The organism is Emticicia sp. 21SJ11W-3, from assembly GCF_024138715.1.
Classification (GTDB): domain Bacteria; phylum Bacteroidota; class Bacteroidia; order Cytophagales; family Spirosomataceae; genus Emticicia; species Emticicia fluvialis.
The window spans coordinates 2,312,735-2,339,045 of record NZ_CP092074.1; the positions used below are offsets into that span (position 1 = coordinate 2,312,735).

The 26,311-nt window shown below is 41.6% G+C and carries 20 protein-coding genes; 8 read left to right on the forward strand and 12 right to left on the reverse strand.

Features of this window, described 5'->3' with window-relative positions:
• Positions 1 to 2 precede the first annotated feature (2 nt).
• Together ybeY and meaB are read right to left on the reverse strand one after the other, a co-directional pair.
• Positions 3 to 419 carry an rRNA maturation RNase YbeY gene (gene ybeY, locus MB380_RS09780; protein ID WP_253535029.1) on the reverse strand — a complete coding sequence of 139 codons (417 nt, stop codon included), beginning with the start codon at positions 417 to 419 and terminating at the stop codon, positions 3 to 5.
• 26 nt (positions 420 to 445) lie between these two features.
• Positions 446 to 1,429 carry a methylmalonyl Co-A mutase-associated GTPase MeaB gene (gene meaB / locus MB380_RS09785; RefSeq protein ID WP_253535032.1) on the reverse strand — a complete coding sequence of 328 codons (984 nt, stop codon included), beginning with the start codon at positions 1,427 to 1,429 and terminating at the stop codon, positions 446 to 448.
• Positions 1,430 to 1,591: 162 nt separating this feature from the next.
• Here meaB and gcvH point away from each other — a divergent pair, with 162 nt between their 5' ends.
• The 8 genes from gcvH to MB380_RS09825 all read left to right on the forward strand — a co-directional run bounded on the left by gcvH (position 1,592) and on the right by MB380_RS09825 (position 8,022).
• The gene (gene gcvH / locus MB380_RS09790; RefSeq protein ID WP_253535034.1) at positions 1,592 to 1,969 is read left to right on the forward strand and encodes a glycine cleavage system protein GcvH; all 378 of its coding nucleotides are present in this window, start codon (positions 1,592 to 1,594) and stop codon (positions 1,967 to 1,969) included.
• A gap of 84 nt (positions 1,970 to 2,053) precedes the next feature.
• The gene (locus MB380_RS09795) at positions 2,054 to 3,334 is read left to right on the forward strand and encodes a dihydroorotase family protein (protein WP_253535037.1); all 1,281 of its coding nucleotides are present in this window, start codon (positions 2,054 to 2,056) and stop codon (positions 3,332 to 3,334) included.
• A 23-nt stretch (positions 3,335 to 3,357) separates the two neighbouring features.
• Complete coding sequence (locus MB380_RS09800) at positions 3,358 to 3,888, forward strand: DUF4199 domain-containing protein (RefSeq protein ID WP_253535039.1); 531 nt, start codon at positions 3,358 to 3,360, stop codon at positions 3,886 to 3,888.
• 49 nt (positions 3,889 to 3,937) lie between these two features.
• Entirely contained in the window at positions 3,938 to 4,453 is a 516-nt protein-coding gene (locus MB380_RS09805; RefSeq protein WP_253535051.1) for a DUF4199 domain-containing protein, read from the forward strand.
• A gap of 3 nt (positions 4,454 to 4,456) precedes the next feature.
• Positions 4,457 to 5,179 carry a gliding motility-associated ABC transporter permease subunit GldF gene (gene gldF, locus MB380_RS09810; RefSeq protein WP_253535053.1) on the forward strand — a complete coding sequence of 241 codons (723 nt, stop codon included), beginning with the start codon at positions 4,457 to 4,459 and terminating at the stop codon, positions 5,177 to 5,179.
• Positions 5,180 to 5,198: 19 nt separating this feature from the next.
• Positions 5,199 to 5,987, forward strand: a complete 789-nt coding sequence (locus MB380_RS09815; protein ID WP_253535055.1) for a PhzF family phenazine biosynthesis protein — start codon at positions 5,199 to 5,201, stop codon at positions 5,985 to 5,987.
• Between the two features lie 192 nt (positions 5,988 to 6,179).
• Positions 6,180 to 7,232 carry a tRNA preQ1(34) S-adenosylmethionine ribosyltransferase-isomerase QueA gene (gene queA, locus MB380_RS09820; protein ID WP_101727173.1) on the forward strand — a complete coding sequence of 351 codons (1,053 nt, stop codon included), beginning with the start codon at positions 6,180 to 6,182 and terminating at the stop codon, positions 7,230 to 7,232.
• 91 nt (positions 7,233 to 7,323) lie between these two features.
• Positions 7,324 to 8,022, forward strand: coding sequence for a 2-C-methyl-D-erythritol 4-phosphate cytidylyltransferase (locus MB380_RS09825; RefSeq protein ID WP_253535056.1), 699 nt, complete (start codon positions 7,324 to 7,326; stop codon positions 8,020 to 8,022).
• Here MB380_RS09825 and MB380_RS09830 read toward each other — a convergent pair.
• The 10 genes from MB380_RS09830 to MB380_RS09875 form a co-directional block, all read right to left on the reverse strand.
• Complete coding sequence (locus tag MB380_RS09830) at positions 8,004 to 8,810, reverse strand: hypothetical protein (RefSeq protein ID WP_253535058.1); 807 nt, start codon at positions 8,808 to 8,810, stop codon at positions 8,004 to 8,006. The two genes, MB380_RS09825 and MB380_RS09830, sit on opposite strands and share 19 nt — an antisense overlap.
• A gap of 1 nt (position 8,811) precedes the next feature.
• Positions 8,812 to 9,528 (reverse strand): SDR family NAD(P)-dependent oxidoreductase, encoded by a 717-nt coding sequence (locus tag MB380_RS09835; protein WP_253535060.1) that lies wholly within the window; start codon positions 9,526 to 9,528, stop codon positions 8,812 to 8,814.
• A gap of 68 nt (positions 9,529 to 9,596) precedes the next feature.
• The gene (sprA, locus tag MB380_RS09840) at positions 9,597 to 16,850 is read right to left on the reverse strand and encodes a cell surface protein SprA (RefSeq protein WP_253535063.1); all 7,254 of its coding nucleotides are present in this window, start codon (positions 16,848 to 16,850) and stop codon (positions 9,597 to 9,599) included.
• A gap of 190 nt (positions 16,851 to 17,040) precedes the next feature.
• Positions 17,041 to 17,634 carry a Holliday junction branch migration protein RuvA gene (ruvA, locus tag MB380_RS09845; protein WP_253535066.1) on the reverse strand — a complete coding sequence of 198 codons (594 nt, stop codon included), beginning with the start codon at positions 17,632 to 17,634 and terminating at the stop codon, positions 17,041 to 17,043.
• 105 nt (positions 17,635 to 17,739) lie between these two features.
• Positions 17,740 to 18,285, reverse strand: coding sequence for a hypothetical protein (locus tag MB380_RS09850; protein ID WP_253535069.1), 546 nt, complete (start codon positions 18,283 to 18,285; stop codon positions 17,740 to 17,742).
• 220 nt (positions 18,286 to 18,505) lie between these two features.
• Positions 18,506 to 18,961, reverse strand: coding sequence for a DUF3299 domain-containing protein (locus MB380_RS09855; RefSeq protein WP_101727167.1), 456 nt, complete (start codon positions 18,959 to 18,961; stop codon positions 18,506 to 18,508).
• A gap of 103 nt (positions 18,962 to 19,064) precedes the next feature.
• Positions 19,065 to 20,276 (reverse strand): FtsX-like permease family protein, encoded by a 1,212-nt coding sequence (locus tag MB380_RS09860; RefSeq protein WP_253535072.1) that lies wholly within the window; start codon positions 20,274 to 20,276, stop codon positions 19,065 to 19,067.
• A 45-nt stretch (positions 20,277 to 20,321) separates the two neighbouring features.
• A complete protein-coding gene (locus MB380_RS09865) occupies positions 20,322 to 20,951 on the reverse strand; it encodes an ABC transporter ATP-binding protein (RefSeq protein ID WP_253535075.1) in 630 nt (209 codons plus the stop codon).
• A 215-nt stretch (positions 20,952 to 21,166) separates the two neighbouring features.
• Positions 21,167 to 23,551, reverse strand: coding sequence for an ABC transporter permease (locus tag MB380_RS09870; RefSeq protein ID WP_253535078.1), 2,385 nt, complete (start codon positions 23,549 to 23,551; stop codon positions 21,167 to 21,169).
• Between the two features lie 133 nt (positions 23,552 to 23,684).
• The gene (locus MB380_RS09875) at positions 23,685 to 26,081 is read right to left on the reverse strand and encodes an ABC transporter permease (protein ID WP_253535081.1); all 2,397 of its coding nucleotides are present in this window, start codon (positions 26,079 to 26,081) and stop codon (positions 23,685 to 23,687) included.
• Positions 26,082 to 26,311: the final 230 nt, after the last annotated feature.

Sequence of the window (26,311 nt, forward strand, 5' to 3'; positions counted from 1 at the left end):
GCTTACTGAAACAATTGCAAATATTGATTTTCTTTTGCGCGCATCAGTTTTTCTTCTTCATCTGTTTTATCCATATAGCCGCAAAGATGTAAAACCCCGTGTGCCAGTACACGTTTCAGTTCATGTTCAAAACTAGCCTGAAATGCCGTGGCATTGTCTTTTACGCGGTCAATACTAATAAATATGTCTCCTTCAATGCGTTCTTCTTCTTCCGAATTGTCAAAAGTGATAATATCCGTCAGAAAGTCATGATCAAGGTATTCAATATTAATTTTCAGCAGGTAGTCGTCTGAGCAGAAAATGTAATTGATATCTCCGGCCTTAAAGCCTTCCTCTTCAATAATACGCTTCAGCCAGTTTTTAATCTTAAGCTTTTGCTGCAACCTGAAATCAATATCTTCAACATGAAAATTAATCATACAACACCTGTCTTTATTTTTTCTAATTATTTTCTGATACTGTTTAGCAACTCTCTGGCACCCTGAATAGCCAGCATTTTGCCCGATAAAATGTTTGTTTCAACCTCGCTCATCCTACTCCTTATAACAGGATTACCGAAAAACTCTTCTTCCAGTGTCTGTTTTATATATGTATGCAGCCATTCAAGGTTTTGTTTTTGTCGGTTTTGCTGCCAGAAACCGTTCTGCTGCATTTGGTTTACATAGGCAATTACCGTGTTCCAGATTTCTTCAATACCTGTATTATTGAAGGCAGAACAAGTAAGAACAGGAGTTTGCCACCCATTGCCTGCGGCGGGGTACAAATGCAGTGCCTGCAGGTATTCAAGCCTGGCATTTTTAGAAGCCTGCATATTATCTCCGTCGGCTTTTGTAATGGCAATGGCATCTGCCATTTCAATAATGCCACGTTTTATACCTTGTAGTTCATCGCCTGCTCCGGCCAGCATCAATAGCAAAAAGAAGTCAACCATTCCTTTTACCACTGTTTCCGATTGCCCGACGCCAACGGTTTCAACTAATATTACCTCAAACTGAGCCGCTTCGCATAATAGAATTGTCTCGCGGGTTTTATTGGCTACCCCCCCAAGGCTGTTGCCTGCCGGCGATGGGCGTATATACGCAAGCGGGTCATGCGCCAGCTCTTCCATGCGGGTTTTGTCGCCCATTATACTGCCTTTGGTAATCTGGCTGGTGGGGTCTATGGCCAGTACGGCAATTTTTTTGTTCTGGGCGGTAATGGTTTTACCAAAAACCTCAATAAAAGTGCTTTTACCCACACCGGGTACACCGGTTACCCCCAGCCGGATAGATTTACCTGTATAGGGCAACAGTTGTTCAAGTAGTTGTTGTGCCAGAGCCTTGTCTTGTGGTAACTGACTTTCAATAAGCGTAATAGCACGGCTAAGTATCATCCTGTTGCCGGATAATACACCCTCTATATATGTTTGTATTGAAAGCCTTTTTTGCATTGTATATAATTGTGTGCCAAAGATAAGCGCGTTTTGTTTCGTAATTCAAAAACAGTAAAGGCTTATTTTGTTGGCTTATCAGCTTTTTTTTAACCGGGAATTTTTCAAGTTTCCGACAAATCTACTAACTTGCGGTCGAAATTATAAAACACTTCACGAAAAATGAATTTTCCTTCAGATTTACGTTACACCCAGGAACACGAATGGATTAAGCTAGAAAGTGGCAATGTTGCTGTGGTTGGTATTACTTATTTTGCACAAAGCGAATTAGGTGATATAGTTTTTGTTGAGATAGAAACCCAGGGACAGGAACTGGCGGCTAACGCCATCTTCGGTACTGTTGAGGCCGTTAAAACCGTTTCTGACTTATTTTTGCCGGTGTCCGGAAAAATAATTGAGGTAAATTCAGCACTGGCCAACAATCCGGAATTGTTAAACTCTGACCCTTACGGTGAAGGATGGCTGATTAAAGTGGAGGTAGCTAATGTTGCTGAGATAGACTCTTTGTTAGATGCTGAGGCTTACCAAAAAATTATCTAAGCATAAGATTATGACATTCGAATCGAAGATATTTTAAACAGAGATGCCCTGCTAAGGGCATTTTTTTTGAATTTTTATAGGAAAATGAAAACTTTGCTAAAATCTGTAAAGATTATAGACGCCAAATCTGACTACAACAGCCAGATAAAAGATATACTAATTGAGGACGGTAAAATCAGCAGGATTGCTGACCTTATAGACGAAAAAGCAGATAAACTGATTGAAGGAGAAAACCTGCATGTATCTACTGGCTGGATAGACCTGCGTGTATCGCCGAAAGACCCCGGGTACGAATCGAAAGAAGATTTAAGTTCTGTATGCCGGGCTGCAGCAGCAGGTGGTTTTACTACTGTTGTTACCTTACCTAATACAAAGCCTGTTGTTCAAACCAAAGAATCTATTGCTTATTATAAAGGTTTTTCTAAAACCCAGGTGGTAGACATACTTCCTGCAGCAGCCGTAACAAAAAACTGTGAGGGAAAAGACTTTACAGAAATGCTTGACCTTCATCATGCCGGTGCCGTGGCTTTTACAGATGGCGACCACCCGCTTTGGAATGCCGACATCCTGCTTAAAACGCTTCAGTATTTATATCCTATAGATGGTTTATTGATGAATAGACCGGAAGAGACCACGCTGGCTATGTTTGGCCAGATGCATGAAGGCATAGAAAGTACGTTGTTGGGTATGAAAGGTATTCCGTCAACGGCAGAGGAGTTGATTATTATGCGCGACTTGAAATTACTTGAATATGCCTACAGCCAGGTAAGTGAGAAAAAAGAAAACCCTGCTTTGCATTTTTCAACTATTTCAACCGCCAGAGCAGTAGAATTAATAAGAGAGGCCAAAGCCAAAGGCTTGCCTGTCAGCTGCGATATTGCCGCACATCAACTTGTATTTACAGATGCTGATTTGAAAGAGTTTGATACGAATCTGAAAGTAAACCCGCCTTTCAGAACCGTTGCTGATATAGAAGCACTAGTAGCCGGCCTGGCCGATGGCACAATTGATGCGATTGTGTCTGACCACAACCCTCAGGATGAAGAGTCTAAAAACCTGGAATTTGATATGGCAGATTTCGGAATTATAGGGCTTGAAACCACTTTTGCGGTAGCCAATACCTACGGGCAGTTATCGATTGAGAAACTGATAAGCAAGCTTACCACTAATCCGGCAGGTTTATTGCGTTTAACATCTAACACCATAACAGAAGAGTCTCCTGCCAATTTAACTGTGTTTAACCCTGATTTAGAATGGATTTTCACTGAAAAAGATATCCGCTCAAAATCTAAAAATACACCATTTGTGGGGCATACTTTTAAAGGCAAGGTAGTTGCGGTAGTTAATAAGAACCTGGTAGCCTGAGCGCTGCTTTTGAAAAAGATATTATGCTAAAGAACAGAATTATCAGACACTCGCTGCTTTATGGAAGCATGGCAGCTGCCATTTGTATATTGGTGGCGCTTATTCAGTTTTATGGTATTCATAAAAGTCCGTTCGGGCGTTACAAACTACCGGCCTTTGGTATAAACGTTCTTTTTATTCTGATTGCCATCTGGACCTACCGGGCCACTAACCGAGGCGTTTTAACCTTTACCGAAGGCTTTTCGGTGGGTTTTCTTACCAATTTGTTTGCTGCTTTTATTACTGCCACATCGTATTTCATTTTTTTGCAATTGGCAGGTAATGAAGCCATTATGCTTTGGGTAAATGAAAACATACAGGCCATTGAAAAAATCAGAGACAGCCATGTCAAGAACTTCGGCTTGCAGGAATACACCCAACTGTTGGAACAGGCTAAACAGGTACCGTCTGCAGGGTATGTTTTTCTTGACGAAATAGGCAAAAAACAGATTTGTATTATTGCCGTAACAATTATTTCTTTGATTTTCAGACGACATACCTTCAATATCTCGTAAATTTTAATAATTTTAGTTTAAATTAGAATTTAAAATAGAATCAACAATTATGGAACAACCCTCAACTGCGCGTGTAGCTCTTAAGTGGGGCATTATTATTGCCGTAATTACAGGTATTTATTCAGTGGTAAGCTATACAACCGGTTTGTTCAAAAGCGGTTTTTCTAGCGCTGTGAATTATCTTTTTCTTTTATTCGGTATTATTCTTGCCATCAGGGAATTCAGAGCCTTGAACGAGAATTTTATTAGTTTTGGTGAGTCGCTTGGCGTTGGTACGCTGGTTAGTGCCGTTACCGGGGTAATTTCTTCTGTTTTTGCCTACGTTTACATTTTTTTTATTGATACAACACTCATGGGTCAAATGCAAGACCTGCAACGTGATAATTGGGAGGCCCAGGGCTTAACAGAAGAACAGATTAATCAGGCTATTGAAATATCTGCTCCTTTTACAACACCAGGTTTTATGTTTCTTATAGGGCTTTTAGTTTATATGCTAATTGGTTTTGTGTGTTCTTTAATCATATCAGCTATAATGAAGAGAGATAAACCGGAAATGAATTTTTAATACATGCTAAATATATTCAGAAAAGAGCTCAGTAGTTTTCTTAATTCGCTGGTGGCCTACATAGTTATCGGGGTTTTTCTGGTTCTGGCTGGCTTGTTTACCTGGGTTTTTGAGGGCAATGTGCTAGACTACGGCTTTGCCGACATGACAAGCTTTTTTCAGTTGGCGCCCTACATTTTTATTTTTCTGATTCCGGCCATTACCATGCGTCTTTTTTCGGAAGAATTTAAATCAGGTACCATTGAGCTTTTATTTACCAAACCACTAACCGACTGGCAAATTATTATCGGTAAGTTTCTGGCCTCATTTGTTTTAATAGTAATAGCGCTTTTACCTACATTGCTTTATTATTATTCGTTGTCGGTTCTGGGTAACCCCAAGGCCAATATTGATACTTCTTCGGTAATCGGCTCATATATAGGCCTGTTTTATCTGGGTGCTGTATTTGCATCTATCGGGCTGTTTACGTCTTCGCTTACCGATAACCAGGTGGTTGCCTTCATTTTGGGTTCGGTTGGTTGTTTTATTCTTTATGATGGTGTTCATCAATTGGCCCAGCTATTCAATGGGGTTACGCAATATTCAATAGATTACCTTGGCCTCAGCTTTCATTATGAATCAATCAGCCGTGGCCTGGTAGACTCCCGCACGCTAGTCTATTTTACAAGCATTATTGTTTTAATGCTCTACTTTACAAAAATTCAGGTTTCAGGTAAAAAAAGCTGAAATTAATTAAAATCTACGTATGCAATTACCTATATATCAGGTTGATGCCTTTACTGATAAATTATTTGGCGGGAATCCTGCGGCAGTAGTGCCTCTGAATGAATGGTTGCCAGAAGAGCTTATGCAAAACATTGCACTTGAAAACAATCTTTCAGAAACTGCTTTTTTTGTACCAACAGATAACGGTTATCATATCCGTTGGTTTACTCCTGTTGCAGAGGTTGCCCTGTGTGGCCATGCAACCCTGGCTACTGCCTGCGTTTTGTTTAAAAGGCTTAACTATATTGCAGATGCTATCTTGTTTGAGTCAAAAAGCGGAGTGTTAAAAGTAACAAATACAGGCGATTTATTGGAACTTGATTTTCCTGTACAGCCAATTGCAACTGCTTCTGCGCCCGATTTACTTGTAGATGGCATTGGTAAATTACCTTTGGAAATTTACCGCGCAGCAGACGACTACGTACTGGTATATGCCGCACAAAATGATATTGAAAACCTGCAACCTGATTTCGGTATACTGAAAAAGGTAAAAGCCAGAGGCATCATTGTTACGGCGCCGGCGGCCTCTGATGAACTAGATTTTGTTTGCAGATTCTTTGGCCCCGCCGTAGGTGTTAACGAAGACCCCGTAACAGGTTCTGCTTTTACAAAACTGGTGCCTTATTGGGCAAAAAGAACCGGTAAATTTGCATTGAAGGCCGAGCAGGTTTCAGCAAGGAGGGGTAAAGTACTTTGTAAAATTCATGAAAACAGGGTATTAATTGCAGGCTCAGCCAGAATTTATCTGGAAGGCACCATAACCGTTTAATCTCATTTTCAAACATTTATGTCAAAAGACTTGACACCCCCTATCTTGATTTAGTACATTTGCGACCTAAAAAACTGAAGGTCAGGGAATATTCCTTTACCTTTTTTTCTTCATGCAGGTAAAATTTATCCCCAAACATGAAGAAATTCAACAAAAATTTTCCGTTCTCTACGGAATCGGGGATTCTATAAAATGAAACTTTCAGAATTTAAATTTGATTTGCCTCATAGTCTGGTGGCCATGTATCCTCCTGAACAACGCGATGGAGCGAGAATGATGGTTGTAAACAGAAAAACAAAAAAGATAGAACATAAAATGTTTAAGGATATTGTTGATTACTTTGGTGAAAAAGACACCCTGGTAGTTAACGATACCAAAGTTTTTCCGGCTCGTTTATATGGGTCAAAAGAAAAAACCGGCGCCAAAATTGAAGTTTTTTTATTGCGTGAACTGAACAGAGAAATGCGTTTGTGGGATGTGCTGGTTGACCCCGCAAGAAAAATCAGAGTAGGTAATAAATTATATTTTGGTGATAGCGACCTGGTTGCAGAGGTAATAGATAATACTACTTCCCGCGGGCGCACTATCCGTTTTCTTTTTGACGGCTCGCATGAGGAAATGATGAAAACCATCCACGAACTGGGTGAAACGCCGTTGCCTATTGATATTATCAAAAGAAAAGTTACTGACCAGGACCGCGAAAGATACCAGACCATATTTGCAGATAAAGAAGGTGCAGTAGCGGCTCCAACTGCCGGTATGCACTTTACAAGAAACGTGCAACGCCGCATGGAAATAAACGGGGTTAATTTCTGCCCGGTTACACTTCATATCGGTATAGGTACGTTCCGTCAGGTTGATGTTGAGGATTTAACCAAACATAAAACCGACTCAGAGAATTTCTTTATTCCGGATAACACCTGCCAGATTGTGAACGATTCAATAGATAAAGAAGGTAAAATTTGTGCTATTGGTACTACCGTGCTGAAAGCGCTTGAGTCTTCTGTATCTGCCAGTAATCATCTGAAACCAGTGGATAACGGTTGGACGGATAAATTCATTTTCCCTCCGTACGACTTCAAGATTACCAATTCACTGCTTACCAACTTTCATTTGCCTGAGTCTATTCTTATTATGATGGCTTGTGCTTTTGGTGGCTACGAATTAATTATGCAGGCCTACCATGAAGCCATCAAAGAAAAGTATAAGTTCTTTACTTATGGCGATGTGATGTTGATTCTTTAACACAGGAATTAAGAAAATAAACTATATATTGAACCGGGAAATGGAGAGCGCTTTCATTTCCCGGTTTGTTTATTACCTAAAACACATTCTGATGGAAAAGCAAAAATTTGCTGTTTTAGTAGCAGGTGGCAGCGGTTCGCGAATGGGTAGCGATATACCCAAGCAGTTTCTGCCCTTATCTGGTAAACCTATACTGCTGCATACTATTGAAAAGTTTCTACAAGTAGAGGGTATCCGGATTATACTGGTTTTGCCAGAGAAAGATATTGAATTCTGGGGCGAAATTATTTCTTATGAAGACTTCGCCAATCCTCATTTAGATTCGCTGCAAGTAGTTGTTGGTGGCAAAAGCCGTTTTCAGTCTGTAAAAAACGGCTTGGCATTTGTGCCTGATGATGCCCTGGTTGCCATACATGACGGCGTAAGACCATTGATTGATATCCAGACCATCAAACAGTCTTTTGATTTAGCAGCAGAAAGTGGAAGTGCAGTTACCAGCGTACCGCTGAAAGACTCTATACGGCAAATAGATGATAATGGAAAAAATCTGGCTGTTGAAAGAAGTAAATACCGCCTGATGCAGACGCCTCAGACATTTCAGTCTGGTTTGATTAAAGCTGCCTATGCATTGACCGAACAGGATTCTTTTACCGATTGTGCCAGTGTTTGTGAAATGGCAGGCTATTCGGTGAACCTGATTGACGGAGCCTACGAAAACATTAAAATTACTACGCCGGAAGATATGATTGTGGCAGAAGCGCTCTTGAGAAATTACTTAAGGCAGTCGTAGCTGAAAGTAGAAGTGTTTGATACTGTGCCTGGCGGGTCGTTTCTGATGATTCTGATCTTATCCGGATACCCCTTGTCGTTATAAGTAAGTTCTCTTTTGGATTGCAGGCTTTCAGTTTCTTTGAATGAATCTGACTGAAAAGTAAATACTTTTGAGGAAACTATGTTGTTATCGCCGAATGGAAGAAACGAATTGAGGGGGCGTACAAGCCAGTAAAATTTTATTTCTGGTATGCCCGAAAAGAAATTGCGTTTATTGTCGAAGGTATGTTCGGTTATGGTAGGCGGGGCGACCAGGTCAGACCTGAAAACCCTGAAGGGATTCCCAAGATTATTGTATTCTATACTTCTGTTTATACCCAGCTTATACCTGCTCAAAACATTAATGGGTCTGTTTCGTAGGTCATATTCCACGGTTATTTCATCATCGGGGTCACCGTTGGTGGTCTGAACAATTTTAACGGCATTATCTCGGCCGTCATAAGTTCCTTCAAATCTTTTTATATTTTTCAAATCTGCCTCATCTCTTACTGCTTTTACTCTGCCTTTTGAATCATACTCAAAAAATGCAATTACTTTATTGACTGTATCTTTACTGGCATTAAGGTCAAAGCTGAGGAGTTTTTCTATTCTGCCATCTTTTAAAGTAATAAAATCATAATGAAATGTTTTATTGTTTGGGTTTTCTTGCACAAACCTTACCAACCTGCAGGTGTCCAGGTCTTCAACCTTACGGCAGGCAGATACAAACAATACCAGAAAAATAGTCAGTAGAAGAAGAAGTCTCATTTCAGAAGATTTTGGCCAATAACCATTCGGGTAATATTTTCATTAAAGTTGCTAATAAAACATACCTTTTGGTAACATAAACCACACTTTTTTTAGCTGCTATGGCATTCGCAATCTGTGCCGCTGCTTTTTCAGGAGTAGCCACCCAAAACATACCTTTATTTTGTTTGGTCATGGGTGTATCAACAAAACCCGGCCTAATATCTGTAACCTGAATATGATGGTTGTTTTTTGCCGAACGTAGCCGCAGGCCTTCCATATAGCTCGAAACAAAGGCTTTAGAGGCATGGTACTCCGGCGCATAAGGGCTGCTACGCACAGCTGCAACTGATGAGACCCCTACAATGTGCCCGCCACCTTTCTTTTTAAAATAATCGTAAGCCCATTGGGCAATGCCCACAAAGCCTCTTACGTTAGTGTCTATGGTTTTTATTTCTTCATCAAATGTAGCCTTACCAAAACCCACCCCGGCATTAATAATAATCTGGTCAAATCCACCATTGATATCGGCCAGCATTTGCATGATTTTTCTGGCGTTTTCAAAATCTGCCATATCCATTTCAGCTATATGCACCGGTTTATCAGGATAGGCATTCCTGATTTCTTCAAGCAAGGCTAAACGACGGCCTGTTAGGGTTACTTCATTGCCCTGTGCAATCAGTTTTTCTGCCAAAGCCCGACCTATGCCCGATGTGGCGCCTATAATGATGGTTTTCATTGATGTATAATAAGAAAGGGTTACAGTTTTGAAACGGTAACCCTAATGTATGAATAAACTTCCGGTTTTTACTGGTCTGATAAATTAAATCTGAGGTTGATACCGCCTGTAGTGGTTCTTCTCGGATACGAGAAGTTGGTAACAAACGGGGTATTATTGGTGTGGTCAACATAGAAGTTCAGCAAAACGCGTTTATTTACCTGATAGGTAATTCTTGGCCCCCATTGCAGGTTATAGTTTCCTTGCGTTGGCTGGGGGTCTCCATCCAAGCGGCGCTGAATCGCTTTTATGTCACGAATGGTGAATGCAAACTGGAAATTAAGGTCATTTTTTAGAGTAACAACTCTGCCATCCCGACCTCTCAAAGGTAGTTTTACTCCACTTTTTCTGAATCCCAGATTGAAGACCAGATCTGAACTGCTATACTCAGCCACCTGCGAATTGGAGAGGTTCAATACTGCTCTGCGCTCGCGGTTCCAGTCAAACCTACCTGATATTTTACTTTTGGTAGTAAACTGTACGCCGATGAAAGGCGCAAACTTTTCTTCTAATGAAATGGTGCTCATTATCAGTGCTGGCAAGTACAGATTACGCGCACCCACCATTACGTTTTCATTCACTATACTAGCCAGAGGGTAGCCTGCCAGTGCCCAGTCTATTTTTTGCGCATCATATAACAAAGACGAAGTAAAATTGCCTACGTTGTAGCTGGCAGTATAGCTATGGCTGATAGCAATAGAACTGAAAACATTTTTGAAAGGCTCAAGATTTGCCAATCCGGTATAGTCAATGCGCCAGTTTGGCATAGGCATTGTGAGCTTTTTATCAGAGAACGGGAACCTCTTCAGGTTTAGTGTTTTGGCATCTTTACCGCTATAGGCAGCAATAAATGCCGGTATAAGCACATCCTGAGAGTTTTCTGCATAGGCGCCTGCTTCACCATTGCCGCTTCCTGCCTGCATGGTATTTAAACGGTTAATGATAATCTCACGGTTGGTTTTCATGTTTTCAAAAACCTGATACCTGTAATTATTGCCCACTTCCATTTTTTCAAAGAAAGTATTAAATGCCCAGAAAGACATACCGAAGTTTCCGGTTCTGATAGGGCTTTTTCTTTCATATTGCTGGCTTGTTGCATTGAAAACGTAGTATTCCTGATAACTATCTCCGCGGCTGAAATTGCCACTTATCTGCATTCTGAAATCCTTGAATGGCTCAATCGTTGTCCGGTAGCTGAATCTGCGTTGCAGAGACTGCGTGTAGGGTTGGGTGATGAGGTCAGTTTTTGATAACCAACCTTTCTCATCGGCCTGATTAATAAAGGCCCGGTTACGGTACTGATTACCCAGTACAAATCCCATGCTCTCTGAGGTAAGGTATGAGCCGTCTAAACCAAAGAATTTGGGCTCAGGCATAAAGCCGGGCAGAATGGTTGTTTCAATAACCGAGTAGTCGTAGTCTATACCACGTACTGCCATCAGCAGGCGCGTAAACGACTTGGCTACATTGCTTGGCGCTACTTCCAGGTTTTCGTCATCACCCGGGGTGCGGGTAAATCTTTTTCTTTCCTGATTTGGCGAATTGGCAAAACGCAGGTATTTAACCTTGTTATAAAGTTTTACGAAATCTATTTTTCCTCTTATTCCGGTTTCTCTTCCGTTTCTGATTGTATTGCCAAATGCCTTTCCGTTGGCATCTGCCAGGTTCAGCGCCATAGCCTGGTAATTAAAATTATTATTGTATTTAAAATCACCTGTTACCCAGTCCAGCAGGAAGAACTTATCAAGAGGCAGCCTGTAAGTAAAGCGCATCTCCTGATTAAAGTTTTTGGCTCGTCCGGGTTTTACAATATTGCTTAATAATTTACTCTCATTGTCGCCGTATGGTTCATCAATAACGGCATTCATGTTGGCGGTGTAAGTAAAGAGGATGCTCCTTGACAAATTCCACTGTAAATCGTACTGGCGGTTTAGCAGGAAATACTTCTCAAAATAAGGTACCACACCATTGGTGGTTAAGTCAGAGTTTCTGAGTTGGGTTCTGGCAAAACTTCTGTCAAAGTCTGTTCTGAAAGCCATTACCGTTGGCACAGGAGACAAGTTGAAGTCTTTCAGCCAATACAAAAACGGGCGTTCCATTTTCTTGTTGTTTTTGAACGGCTCCCACTTTATCTCTTTTGGTTGATACTGATAAGTTAAGCCACCTCTGTTTTGGGTAAGGCTGTAATCATCAATCAGAATATTGCTCCGGTTTACATTGTTTTGCGCATAGGTAAATGAAAAGTTTTCAATATCATAGATATGGGCTTTGGCATCTTCTTTTGTTTTTACCTTTCTTACGTTCGAGAAATTGAAACCTTTACGGGTGCTGTTATCAATTACCATACGCCTGTAGGCTTCTCGCCGCGCAGCGTCTGTAATGTTGTTCAGCGCGTTTTCAAGAGGCATGTCAGGGTCTAGCGGATTAAAATGAGGCGTAATGGTCTGTTTGTCGAAATTGACAAAAAACGGAATTCTAAGTCCCCACTTTTCAGGGAAAAACTTATCCATTTCAACATTTGAAGCAATACCTATGCCTTTTCCGGTTTCTCTGGCTCTTTCAGAGATGCGGTCCTGCACACCACCAAAGCCAAAAGTTTTAAGGTTTGCATTTACCGAAAGCGTGGCAATATCAGCCAGTTTAATATTGGCCGACATAATTGCTGCATCGCCGGATGTCTGGTCAAAGCCATAAGCACGTAATTCGTTGGCCCATATAGTATAGGTTTTCAATTGCTCAGTGCCGGTTGATGTGTTACGCAAACCAATCATTATGCTTAACACTGCGCTTAAATCAGGATTCCCCAGAACGGTAATTTTGTAAGTATTGCCATCTGTGCCGTTTTCAATGGTGCCGGTGGTGGTACCTGAGTAGGGTTTGTTGATATTGACAGCATTGCGGTTGCGTTCACCTTTCAGCGCCACCAGGTCTTGCAGGGCTACGTCAATAAAGTTTTCTGAAGGCCAGATTACATTTTCGTCAATAGAGCCATTCGGGGTTAACTTTAGCTGAGGAATCTCGATTTCGTAATAGTGCTGCGACAAATCTGTTCCGATTCTGATAAACGCGCCACCCACTTTATTCTGGTCGTTGGCTTCATTCTCTGCATGAATAAACATTCTTAATCTTTTATAATTAAGCATGTCAACACGGGTATTGCGGAACACGCCTCTGGAATCGCCATTGCGCAGGTCTGTTACAGCCAGAGACATCGATTGTTCGTTGAATTTTACATTAAACTGCTGTTGGGTAATATCCTGGTCGCGTATGAATCCCGGAGGAACCTTATAGGGTGTTTTTCCTTCTTTTATGTTACAGTTTTGTCCGTCTTCGCCACAGCCGTTTTCTTCAATATTTACTACACCCATTTTAAACCTGGCATCGTATAGCTGCGGGGTTTCGGTCAGGCTTTTGTCATATACACGATACTGATTAGACTCTAGCTGAAGGGACGCAAAACGAAGCACCACCGGTTGCTCAAATTCGGTGAGCATCATACGCATAAAGCGGATTGACTTAAAACCGTTAATGTCGCCAACTTTATTGGTAAATTGCTTGACAGGCACCCGAAAAAGGTACCACTTGGCTTCTGAGCCGTTTGGCGCGTTTACGCTTACCTGGTCAACAATATAGCTGTTCCCTACGCTTAATCTGCCGGGCGTAAGATTAATTTCGTATTCGTAGTAGTTTTCAATGTCATTGATTGTGTTGTCGCCGTTGATATCTTCTTTGTCTGGCGTTACAGAGTTGGCCAGCGTTGGGCTGGTGGCCGAATTGGTATTGCTTGGCGGCGAATTGTTTTCAATACCCAGATAGTTTTTAAAACGTTCTATTAAAGACTGGCTGGCTGTAAATTCAGGGTCGGTAAAGAACTTGAAGTCATCTGCCGACGGGTCTTTTTCTATTTTTTCTCTGGCCGTTGGGCTTAATTTATCCAGAAATGTTTTGATATGGTCAAAAGTTCTTTCCTGAGCATTGCTTAAGCCATCCAGACCCACATCCTGTTTTTCGCGCGAGCCGGGCTGGTTGTCGAAGGCATCGGTCATAAACTGCACATTTGGGGCAAAGCCCCATTTGGTTTGAACCGGTCTGGATGAATTGCTTACTGATTCGTTGGCCGGGAAACCGTTTTCAAAGCTATTTCGGCCGTCTGGTATTAAATCTTCTGAGATGTCGCCCAGATGAAATTTCAGTTTCCCTCCGGTTGTGTTTATTTTGTTTCCGTTAGGAGAACCATCTTTAACAATATCCTTGAATGGGTCCAGCATCCAGAAGGTAAGGTATTCTGTATTGGCGTTGTCAAAATCATTATCAGCGGTTATACCCCTCATCACCGAACCAAAGTTCTGCTTCGGGTTGGCCAGATAACCATCGGTGGTCAGATTCGGATTATAGTTATACATGCCTCTTTCTGCCGGAAAATAAGAAACATCAAGCAGGTTTACAGGTACCGACTGGCTGAAAGTAGGTATTGACCGCCCAGGGAAAATCTCTAGCGGATTATACGCTTTTTCGTATAGGTTCTTGCCGGCTGCCTCCTGCACCTGTGGGGGTAGGGTACCTTCTGCCGCAAAACCGTTATCAATATAGGTAGTCTGGTCTATTGTGTAGACAGATATTTTTGCTCTTTTATAGTTATACTCATAGCCAGAGTGGCTTCCCTGTAAACTCTCCGGTACGGTGCCGGGTCTCCAACGGGTAGGCTGGCGGGTAAGGTCATTGATGTTTCTGGTAGCCTCAAAATCATCAATCATGGCATTGCCATTGGTTCTTTTATTATTAACAGCCGGAAACAACTTGGCATACTCGGCCGCAAACTGAATAGCCGACATTTCCTTGGTCTGAATCAGCGGCAGGGCATCCAGCCATCTGGTCAGAAACCGGGCATCTTTTCTATAATTGATATCAAGCCCTACTATGGTGTTGTTAACCGGCTCTTGCCCAATGGCGGTACGGGTCATAAATGCCGGCGTACTTTCGCGGAGGGTCATGGCAGTGGCGCCTATTCTGATGTCTTTGCTCAGGTTGTAGTCAAGCCTGGTACCCACCATCATTCTGATTTGCGTATTGAACATGTCTGGCCTCTCATAGTCAATTTTAATCTGGCGCGACGAGTTAAGTATACTTTGATTCAGAAATCTGATTCGGCCCAATTGTGGTTCAATCATGTAGTCAATACCATCCTGCAATTGTATACCACCTGCAAAAATCCGGACAGATTGCGGTGAAGCGCCCAATGGGAGCGGCACCTCTGCCGAATTACTGGCCTGCAGGCTACCGCGTATAAAAAACTTATTTTTGGTTGTTACCTGCTGCGCATCGGCAAGGGTAGTGCGGTATAATTCGCTAAATACGTATTTGTCTTTAAGTGCCTGTTCGCTCGCATCAAATTTGGCATCCAGTGTTGCACCGAATGGCTCAAGAACCGGAAAAATCAACCTGCCTGTTTTGGCATCAATGGTAACGTCTTCAATGAAGTCAAAATTCCCATCTCCACCAGGCTGGGGGTCATTATTCGGGTTAAGGTTATCCATGTTCATTACCCTAACCAGCGGTACATCTTTCAGATTCCTTCCTTCCTGCAGGTTGGGGTTGTCAATGCCTGTTTTGTCGTCTTTATAAATAATTCTAAGCTGAAAACCCAACTTACCAACACCGGGCACACCTAATGAGTAGATATTTTTCATCATCAGATCCCACATGGGGTCGCTGGTGCGATTCCTAATGGTAGACGACTTAATGAGTTTCAGCATAATGGCTTCATTCTCAGGCCGAATGGCGTAGTCTTCTGTCAGCTCACCCACTTTGTAGGTATTGCCGTTGTAGGTGTATTCGTACGCAACAGCAAGAATTTCATCATTACGGAGCGGTGTAACTAACGAAATATAACCCAACTCGGCATTAAACTTGAAGTCACGTTCTGTCAGTCGTTTGGCGCCTCTTAAAACTTCATAATCAGTTCCTTTTTTAAGGTTTAATGATGCCAGGGCGTCACCGGAGCCTGAATCATCTATCTTACGGAATACAGGATTATCAACCAGGCTGTTATAAAGTGGGTTGCCCTGGTTTTTTACAGGCTCATAACTATTATTGCCAGATTTTGTATCACCCAGGCTTGTAAAACCAATCAGGTTTCGCATCGATTCAACCGTATTGGTGCGGTTGGTAACGTAAACTTCAATACGGGTAACCCTTACGCCCGAAAGCACCAAAGGCAGGTTGCGCAAGGCTCTTTCATAGTTGCTTCTGAAAAACTGCGCAAGAAAAAAGTGCCGGTTTTCTTCGTAGTTATCGGCTCTTATTTCAAAAGAGCGGTTTTGTGCACCGCCGTTCAGGATGATTGACTCGGTTTTTGAACGTTGCTGCGCTACCACGGCCGTTACATCTAATTTGCCGAATGTAAAGGCTGTTTTCACCCCGAACAGGTTCTGAACCCCGGGTATTAACTGGCTTTTAACAGGCATGCTTATGTTGCCGGCTTCTACTTTCTGAATAATATCTTCAGGTCCGTTTTTAAAGTTCAGCTTTAGTTGATTTTCGAAGTTAAAAGCCGCTTTTGTGTCCAGGTTGGTAAGCATACCCAGTTTTTCACCTATCTGGCCATTAAAGTTGATATTAATCTGCTCGTCGAAATTGAAGCGCGTTTGCCTGCGCTGAATGATTGGGAGCAGCGGATTATCAATAAATTGATGAATAACTTTGAAGTCGAGCGTTACGAAACCGTTTGGCTTTAGCTGCTCAATCATGCTGCTGCCGAAAATGCGGTCTACCAGGTTGCCTTTTTGCAGCAGAGGTCTCAGGCCGCGGTCAGTGGTGGCGCTTTTACCGTCCTGCAGGTTTTCATATTCGCGAAGTATACTTTTTCTAACATAAGCGTTCTGCAGACTTGAATACTCATTGAACGATAGCGCCTGTGGTATTTTATAATCTAGGTTTTTTCCGGCTTTTTCAGTAATTGAAATTTCTTTTGAGTTGGGAGAAATACTGAAATCGTTACGTATATTGCCGGGGTCTTTCAGATAAAACGGCGATTGCGGCGTGCTTTGCGAGTACCTGTTCAGGTATCTGTCCTGCCATCTGTAAGCCGGTTGGCGGCCCGTACGTACAATAACGGTATCAATCGCCGGGGCAACCAGCGAATCCGTTCGGGAATTATCAGTTTTTGTTGTGGTATTTCTTCTCCTGCCTCCTATTTGAGCCTCCGCATCTTCACTTATCAATCCAAAGCTGACAACAAAAAAATAAAAGAATATATAATTTTTTCCAAATGGCTGTCCGAGCATAAATTTTGGGGAGTATCAATAGGTATTTTGAATTTAACGACTAAAAACTTACCTGTAGTCTGTTATAAATCAGAAAAAATTGCGCGTTTGTTTATTCTTATTCACAGATGTTCAGACCTGTTAAATTCTATCATAGCAAAAATGGATATTTTTCATTAAAAAAAACTTTGCCGCCAGTTTGCGTCTGGTATTATCTCAGCGCCAGTTTAATCAGTTGTTCTAATGTCAGGTCGTTACCTTCTTTTTTCAGAATGGCATCAATGCTTTTTTCAGCTGCGGCTCTTTGAAACCCTAACGTAACCAATGCCGTAAGGGCTTCGCTACGCAAAGCAGCATTGGCAGGCGCAAATATATTTGCTGTGGTGCCGCCCAGCAACGACTCTTTTTTAAGCTTATCTTTCAGTTCAATAATGGCTCTTTGGGCGGTTTTCAGGCCAATGCCTTTTATGCTTTGAATGGTGCGTACATCTTCTGATACAATGGCATGTTTAATTTCACCAGACGAAAGCGATGAAAGCATAATTATGGCTGTACCCGGCCCTATGCCAGACACACTGATGAGGTCTTCAAACAGTTCTTTCTCGGCGTTGTCGTAAAAGCCATAGAGTGTATGTGCATCTTCTCTTATAATCAGCAGGGTATGCAGTTTGCATCTTTCACCTGTATTGTGCAACGCTGCGTAGGTCTGAAGCGAAATTTTTACATGATAACCTACACCTGCCACATCAATAATTACAAAGGTAGGGTCTTTGAAAGCCAGTTTACCGTCTAGATAAGCAATCATAATATTCTACAGCACAAAGTAGCCTGTAAGCGTGGTTTAATAATCAGTAACACGTATTAAAATGTAAAGAAATAAAAAATAAGGCACTTTAACACCTTTTCTGGTCTATTTTACCATATTAACACGCAAACCGGCACTCATTTGCCCGTTCAGAAAAAATGGCGATGGCAGTGCTTCTACATAAACGCCGGCATCAATGAAGAACGCCAGCCCAGGGCTGGGTAGTTTAAACTCGGCTCCGGCTGTTCCTGTTGGCCCTAATGATATTTTGCTGACCGATTTTACACTTTCAAACCGCCAGGCATCCGGAAAATGCCTTCTGCTGTTTATTTGCCCGCCAAAGCCATAATATACATGGCCCCAGTCTTTACCAAACAAGGGTTGATGAAACAGGTATATACCTTGTACCATGAAACCTGCGGTTTTGTATTCTCCGTTATTATACCGGCGATTATTATTATACACTAGTCCGTAAGTGCCAACGTTTACATCAAAGGCTCTCGCTCCGTCCTGAAAGTACTTTCTGATATTAGCTCCCAGTGGCTCTCCTAAACGGAAACCTACAGCCCAGTTGTTATCATATTGCGCCTGAACAAGGTTTACTGATGAAAGAATAATGGCAGGAATGAGGAGGAATAGTGTTTTTTTCATAAGTGAGAATTTAAGTGTTTAATAGCGCTTTTTGAACAAGACAACCGAAACTGATTTTACCCTGCTAAAAAAGCTATGTGTTTGCGTCTGTTATTATCAGATGCTTCATTAACGTACAACGCACACACAAAATTTTGCATCTGTTTTTAGAATTTGTTTTTCAATAAAAAATGCGCCAGATAGCTGAATCAGGCGCATTTGAAAAATATTGATTCATAACTTACTGAATCAAATCAGCATTAGCCATGATGTAGTTTAACTCATTAATATCATCGGCATTCAGTTTCAAAGTACCTTTTACTGTTATTCTGTCGTCGGTATTAAATCTTTTGGTCGTTTTTTTGAATTTAACCTGCACCACAGATTCAGGACCTGCCTGGCCGCAGAAAAAACAAGAGCTGTAAGGGTTGGCAGAAAGCACATACATGTTGGCATCAACATCAACGGGTATCATATAACCTGTAAGCACCACCTCTTTTCCCTGCAAGCCGGCTACTTTCTGGCCAAAAGTAGGGTAGAGCACAAACATTGATTCTTCTGCACTCCATTTCTTTTTAAAAGTTACGTCTCTCAGGGTTTCCCAGGTAATTTTTGTAGGCTCTTCTGCCACAAAACCAAATGAAAGCGCGCCTAAAAAGAAAAGGTTGATGATGAAGTACTTCGATAGATTTTTCATTTTATTGACATACCCTTTGATAAACAAAGGACGTTTAGTTTATAGATGTTGTCCTGATTAAAGGAGCTAAGACAGAAATTATTGTATAAAATTAAAATATAATTTATTCTTCAGCAAGTGTTCGTGAAATATTCAGCCTGTAAATATTGACAGACGGCAGGGCCGCTGCCAGAATGCCGATTGCTAAAGCACCGATAAACAGGTATATTTCGCCGGTTTGAAGGCCAATCTGGCTAACGTCAAAATGGAATTTCTTGCTGATACTATTTGATATTAATAATACACCTGCTCTGCTAAAAACCACACCGGCTACAAAGCCAAACAGGGCTAGCAGTACGCCTTCCAGCAATAGCATCAGAAACAAGCGTGTACGGCTGGCACCCATTGAAAGCATCAGCGCCATTTCGTATTTGCGTTCTTTTAAAGAGTTGTAAAGCGAAACAAAAACGCTGATACCCGATATAAGCATAATAACGGCCGCCAGAATCTGTAATCCATCCATGCCAATGCCCAGGAGCTCAAACAAACGGTTTACTTCAATAGCTGGCAGGGCGGCCTGAAGTTTAGAGTTCTGGTTAATGTTACGCGGCATGGTCATAAGCCCCATAGGCGAGCGGAACTTGATAAGCGCACTGGTAATTTCTTTTTTGCTCATGTCTGCCTCACCTTCTTCATGTGCCTCGCCCTCTGCATGCGCTTCTTCATGGTCATGGATGTTCCAGACACTGCTCAGGCTGGTAAGTACAACGTTATCAATAACAGAGTTATTAAATTCAAGAATACCCACAACTTTATATTTCTTGTCGCCGTGTTGTTCTCCTTCGGCGTCAAGCCCATGAGAGCTTATAAAGGTATCACCCGGTTTTAATCCGGTATTAGCAGCTACCTGAGCGCCTAAAACCACATCAAGGTCTTTTTTGAAGATTGCACCTGTGGCAAAGTTTGCTTTAAAATGCTCAAGATATTTTTTGTTGGTGCCTACAATCCGGTACCCACGGTAGTTGTCACCCATTGATAAAGGTATCATTTCTTTTACCAGGGGGTTCTGCGCAATTTCCTGCACATCGCTCATATAAACATTTCCGGTTGGGTTATCTATCTGGTAAACGCTAGACAGAATCAGTTGCAAAGGGCTGCCTTTAGCGCCAACAACCATGTCAATGCCGCTTATGTTTTTGGCAAATTTATCCTGTAATTGTTTGCCGAGCAGCAATAGCAGTGAGATTATGGCTATGCCCAGGGTCATGAGTAATACGCACAAAAAACTGTTCAGTTTTTTATCGAGTATATTTTTCCAGCTTATTTTGAGTAGCATCGTTTATTGTTTAGTAAAGGGTATTGGATATAGGCCTTAATTGGCTCAGCTCAATATAATTTTGTTATTAAACTTATCTTTCAGGCGTTGGTCATGCGTTACAATTACCAAAGAGGCACCAATGTTTTTTGATTGGTTTTCAAGCAGGTTAATTACCTTTTCGCAGTTCTCGTCATCCAGGTTAGAGGTGGGTTCGTCTGCCAATATCACCTCAGGGCTGTTCATTAAAGCACGGGCAATGCTTACCCGTTGCTGCTCGCCACCACTCAGCAGTGTTGTTTTTTTATCGAGCAACTCATAAAAGCCCAGGCTTTTGGCCAGTTTTTCAGCCTGCTCTCCGGCCAGCGCTTTATCTGCCAGATAATTAGCCAGCAAGAGATTATCAAGCACGGTGAGCGAACTCACAAAATGAGATTTCTGATAAATAATACCCAGGTGTCTTGCCCGCATTTTTGCCGCTTCTTTTGGGTTTAGAGTGGCAAATTCCTGATTGTCAATTTGAATAGACCCACTTTTGGGGGTTAGCAAAAGTGCCAGCAGGTGTAGCAGCGTAGTTTTGCCAGTGCCTGAATTACCCAGTATAAGCAGGGTGTCGGCCGAGGCACATGAAAAAGACGGAAAACTGAATTGCTTTTGTTGATTATAAGCAAATGTAAGGTTGCGGCAAGTTAGCATTAAAGTTTTTTGTTCAAAGATACATATTTGCAACTATATTGCACAAATGTTCGAGTATCTGTTCATGAAAATTTAATCCAAAACTACATAGCACATTGGAATGTGAAAAGCCTTAAGGTGATTTTTGGAGAAATATTTTGAAACTACAAAAAAAAGCGAGAAGGCTATCTTCTAACCTTCTCGCTTTCATATACCCTTTTAGGGCTAGGAGGGCGTTAATCTGTCTTTAAAGTTTTTACCGGGTTCATTAAAGCTGCCTTTATGGCCTGATAACTCACTGTCAATAAAGTAATTAATACTGCACCCAAAGCAGTTATCGCAAATATCCACCAAGAAATATCTGTCTTGACGGTAAATTTGCCAATCCATTGGTTCATAAAATAGTAGGCAACAGGAGACGCTATTACTATTGAAATAACTACCAGCATTACAAAGTCTTTTGAAAGTAGCTGCCAAAGTCCGAAAACGGTGGCTCCGAGTACTTTTCGTACACCTATTTCTTTGGTTCTTTGTTCTGCCATAAAAGATGCCAGGCCAAAAAGACCCAGACAGCTGATAAGTATTGCCAGAATAGCAAACGAAGTAGCAATTTTACCTACTCTTTCTTCATCGGCAAATTTTTTATTGAAGTCTTCATCCGCAAATCTGTATTCAAAAGGTTCAGTCGGATTAAATTTCTTAAAAGTTGCCTCCAGTTTTTCAACTGCTGCCGATGCACTTACAGAGGTATTTATTCTGGCTAAAACAATGCTTTCGGCAGTGTTGCTAAGAAAATATACGATAGGGTTGGCGGCTTCGTAAGGAGAGTTTACCACCATGTCGGGTACTACGCCAATTACAGTTGCAGGCCGGCCAAACCATTTCAGTACTTCGCCTACCGGTTTTTTAAAGCCCATAAATCTGGCGGCCGCTTCATTGATGATCACTGCTGATGAATCTGAGGCGAAATCTTTTGAGAAATTCCGTCCTTCTTTAAATTTCCAACCAATAACTTGTGCATAATTGTATGATATTCCGGTTATTGGCAGGTCGGTGGTCATGGCCGGGTCTTTACCGCGCCACTCAATTCCGCCTGTTGTACCCCAGAAAGCCGTAGTCGGATTGCTGGCTTCTGCCATTTCAGTTACCGCACCTGATTGAATCAATTCTCTTCTGATAGCTTCCTGGTGTTTATGAAATTCCGGGGTTGAAACACTGATGGATATTAGCCCATTGGTATTATACCCTATCGGACGGTTTTTGGCGTATTGTATTTGTTTAAACACAATGATGGTTCCTATAACGAGTGTAACCGATACCGCAAATTGTACTACCACCAGCACCTTACGCGGCACAGCCGCAAAACGCCCTGCTTTAAATGTGCCTTTCAGAACTTTTATAGGTTGAAACGAAGAAAGATAAAGAGCAGGATAGCTACCAGAAATAAGCCCGATAAGGAGGCAGAAAGCGATTCCTGTATGCCAGAAAATAATATTGCCAAACGGAATGGTCAGATGCTTGGAAGCAATGTCATTAAAAAAAGGTAAACTAAGCTGAACCAAAAGCAAAGAAATGATAAATGCCATGCCCACTACTACAATTGACTCGCTCAGAAACTGGCCAATCAGTTGCGATCTTAAAGACCCGATTGCCTTGCGGATTCCCACTTCTTTGGCCCGTTTTTCGCTGCGCGCTGTGCTCAGGTTCATAAAATTTATACAAGCCAGTATCAGTACAAAAATACTGATGATACCAATAAGCCTTACGTATTCAATTTTTCCGCCTGTATTTACGCCGTCTTTGTATTCAGAATACAGGTGCCAGCGGCTCATCGGCAACAAAAATAATTCTGGCTTTTTTCTGGCCAGATACTCATTTACCTTATTAAGTTTGGCATTTTTTATTTTGAATGACACCCTCTCAACATCAGCCTTGTCGGTAAGTTGTGCGTAAATCTGAAAAGCATTTGGCCGCCAGGGGTCATCTTCTTTTTTTATCCAATCAGTATTGTTGAAGTACAAAGCCCATGGGGCAACAAACGCCATGTCATGAAAAGTTGTGTTTTCTGGCAGGTCTTCGTAAACTCCGGTAACTTTTACGTCTAGTTCATTATTGATTTTTATGATTTTGTTCAGAGGGTCTTCATTGCCAAAAAATACGCTGCTTAAAGATGCTGATAATATAACAGAACCCGGTTCTTTCAAGCCTTCGCTGCTGCCTTTTATCATTTTAAGGGTTAGCATATCTGCAAACTGCGGTTCAGCAAAAATGCCCTGCTTGCTTAGTTTATTGTTACCCAGCGTGAGCAGATGTGAACCCACGCCCGTTGTTAAAGCCACCGATTTAAAATCGCTTCCGTAGCTTTTACGTAGCTCTTCAGCCAAAGGATATGGCACATAAGGTTGTGTGGTTTTTTTACCATTGTTGGTAAGGTTTTGCATTATCTGCATAACGCTGTTCTGGTTTTTATGGTAGGTATCAAAAGATACTTCGTCAAAAACCCATAGCCCAATTAAAATGGCCACGGCCATACCCGTTGCCAGACCGAAAATATTAATAAATGAATAACCCTTGTGTTTAAGGATATTTCTAAACGCTATTTTGAAATAATTAAGTATCATCAGACTCTTAGCCCCTAACGCGTGACTTGCCTTTGTGGAGCATTACCTTTTTAAAAACAAGATAAGCTCCGGATTAATAGATTTAACTCTAATGTGCGGCTTACTGTATGTTGCCAGGGTGGTTTAGGAGTATTTACTCTGCCTTCAATGATTTTACCGGATTCTTCAATGCTGCTTTAATAGATTGATACCCTACCGTAGCGATTGATATTACAAAAATTAGCAGACCAATAGAAGCATAAAACCACCATTGAATTGTAATGTGATATGCGAAGTCCTGTAACCATTTATCCATAAAGTAATAGGATAGAGGTATAGCGCAAACAAATGCAATACCCACCAGTTTCAGAAAATCGGTAGAAAGCAGTACGGTAATGCCTGCTACCGATGCCCCTAATACTTTTCGGATACCAATTTCTTTGGTGCGCTGCTCGGCAGCAAAGGCTGCCAGGCCAAAAAGTCCGAGACATGATACCACAACAGCTACAATGGCAAAAGCGTTAAAAAGGGTTGCAGTGCGCTGTTCGGTCTTATAAAGGTTGTGGTAGGTTTCATTAAGAAATTTGTATTCTAATGGGCGGTTAGGGATAAACTCAGACCAGATTTTTTCTGAAGCGCGGATAGCCTGCTGCTCTTTGCCTTTGGTTGGTTTCACAAAAACGCTGCCTCGCCAGTTAGTGCTGTTAAAAACCACTAGTGGTTCTATTTTTTCGTGTATGCTTTTGTAATGAAAGTCTTTTACTACCCCAATAATTACCCCTTTACGGCCATGCAGATTAAAACGCTTACCAACCGGATTTTTAATTTTAAACTTTCTGATGGCTGCTTCATTCAGCACTACATTATCGTTGTCGGCAGTGTTGTTTTGTTCAAACCACCGGCCATCTGCCATTTTGAGGGCAAAAAGTTTCTGAAAATCATATTCAGCTGAAACCTGCGCTACTGTCGGCTCAAAGTCGGCAGGGCGGCCATCCCAGTCAAGGCTTCCGCTATGGGTACTTTTTATTTCAACAATGTTCTGGCTGGCTAAAGTTACCCCTTCCACGCTGGCTTCAGCGAGTAATCTGCTTTTTACGCTTTGAATATCAATCTTTTCACGGATGTTCCATGGAATGGTAAACTCAAAGATATTGGCTTTTTCGTAGCCTAATTTCATGTTTCTGATAAACTCAATTTGCTGAAAAACAACCAATGTGGCAATAAGGAAAACAGAAGAAACTACAAACTGAACTACAACCAGGGTTTTTCTGAAAGAACTGTTATTTGATTGAAGCACATTAATACCTTTGAGGGCTCTGATAGGCTGAAATGAAGAAAGAAGAATAGACGGGTAAACACCTGTTAATAAAATAGCCATGGTGGTGGTTCCGGCCAAAACCTGCCAGATGGTAATGTTGGTCAGGTCTATTATGAATTTTTTATCGGCCAGATTATTAAATACAGGAAGTAGGCCATAAATTAACCCCAAGGCGGCTGCCAGTGCAACCAGGCACATCAGAATTGATTCTACCATAAACTGAACGAGTAGCTGACGGTAGCCGGCCCCTATAATCTTTTTAACGCTTACTTCTTTGGCTCTCAGGCTGGCACGCGCCGTGGCCAGGTTGACGTAATTGATACAGGCAGTAAGCAGAATAATAAATGCCAGCACCAGAAAAACATAAGTTGTTTTGGCATTGCCCTGAGGTGCACCGGTGAATCTACCTATACCGTCTGTATGAATAGCCGCAAGTGGTTCGGCTTCCAATACAATATCCTTGTTTATTTCGCCGGTTTTAACATCCCGGCGTGCATATTGAATAACACGGGTAACTTTCTGATCAATTTTTGATGCATCGGCACCGGGTTTAAGTAATACAAAAGTTTCATAATTAAAGTTATTCCAGTTGTTTTCGTTTTCAAACGTATTAGGGTTTGACAAATGAGCTGCCATTGGCAGAATAAAGTCATACTGAAAACTGGAGTTGGTAGGGTTATCTTTAAAGACTGCACTCACCATATAATCAAGCGTATCAATTCTAATAATTTTTCCGCTTGCTTTTGTTGAACCGAAAATTTGCATTGCTTTAGATTCGGTCATGATAATACTTCTTGGATTCTGCCCAAATTCGTTCAGATTCCCATCCACCAGTTTATAGTCAAATATATCAAACCAGTTTTCGTCTACACAGGCCACCTTTTTTTCAATTGAGGCCCAGTTGCCTGTTTTCATAGATGCTCCGTTCCAGAATGGCCCGGTTACTCTTGTTACTGATTCAATTTCAGGCAATTGTTTCACCTGTGCTGCCAGCGGCAGCGGGGTAGTAGCCCAGTGCCAGGTGTCTTCTTTATTTACCTTGTTATGGGTGATTATCTGTCTGATCCTATCTGCTTTTTCATGATAGGTATCAAAACTCAGTTCGTTCTGAACCCATAACAACATCAATACGGCTACGGCCATACCAACAGCCAGCCCACCAATGTTAATGAATGACGACACCTTGTTTTTTAACAGGTTTCTGATTGCGAGTTTAAGGTAATTGCTTATCATAAATTAATGTTGCAGAAGAATGGGTGAAAGTAAACATTTACAGGGTAAACGCATTACCGGTCAAATAACCTGTAAGGCATTTAAAAATTAAGCAACATTAATGATTATCTCAAATGATATGCCAATATGGAAATCTACCTTAAACGCGCTCAAATATTAGATTTATTGCGTTTTAGTGTCCGATATCGTACAGTTGGTTTGTCCGAAAGCGTACAAAAAAAACAGCCATT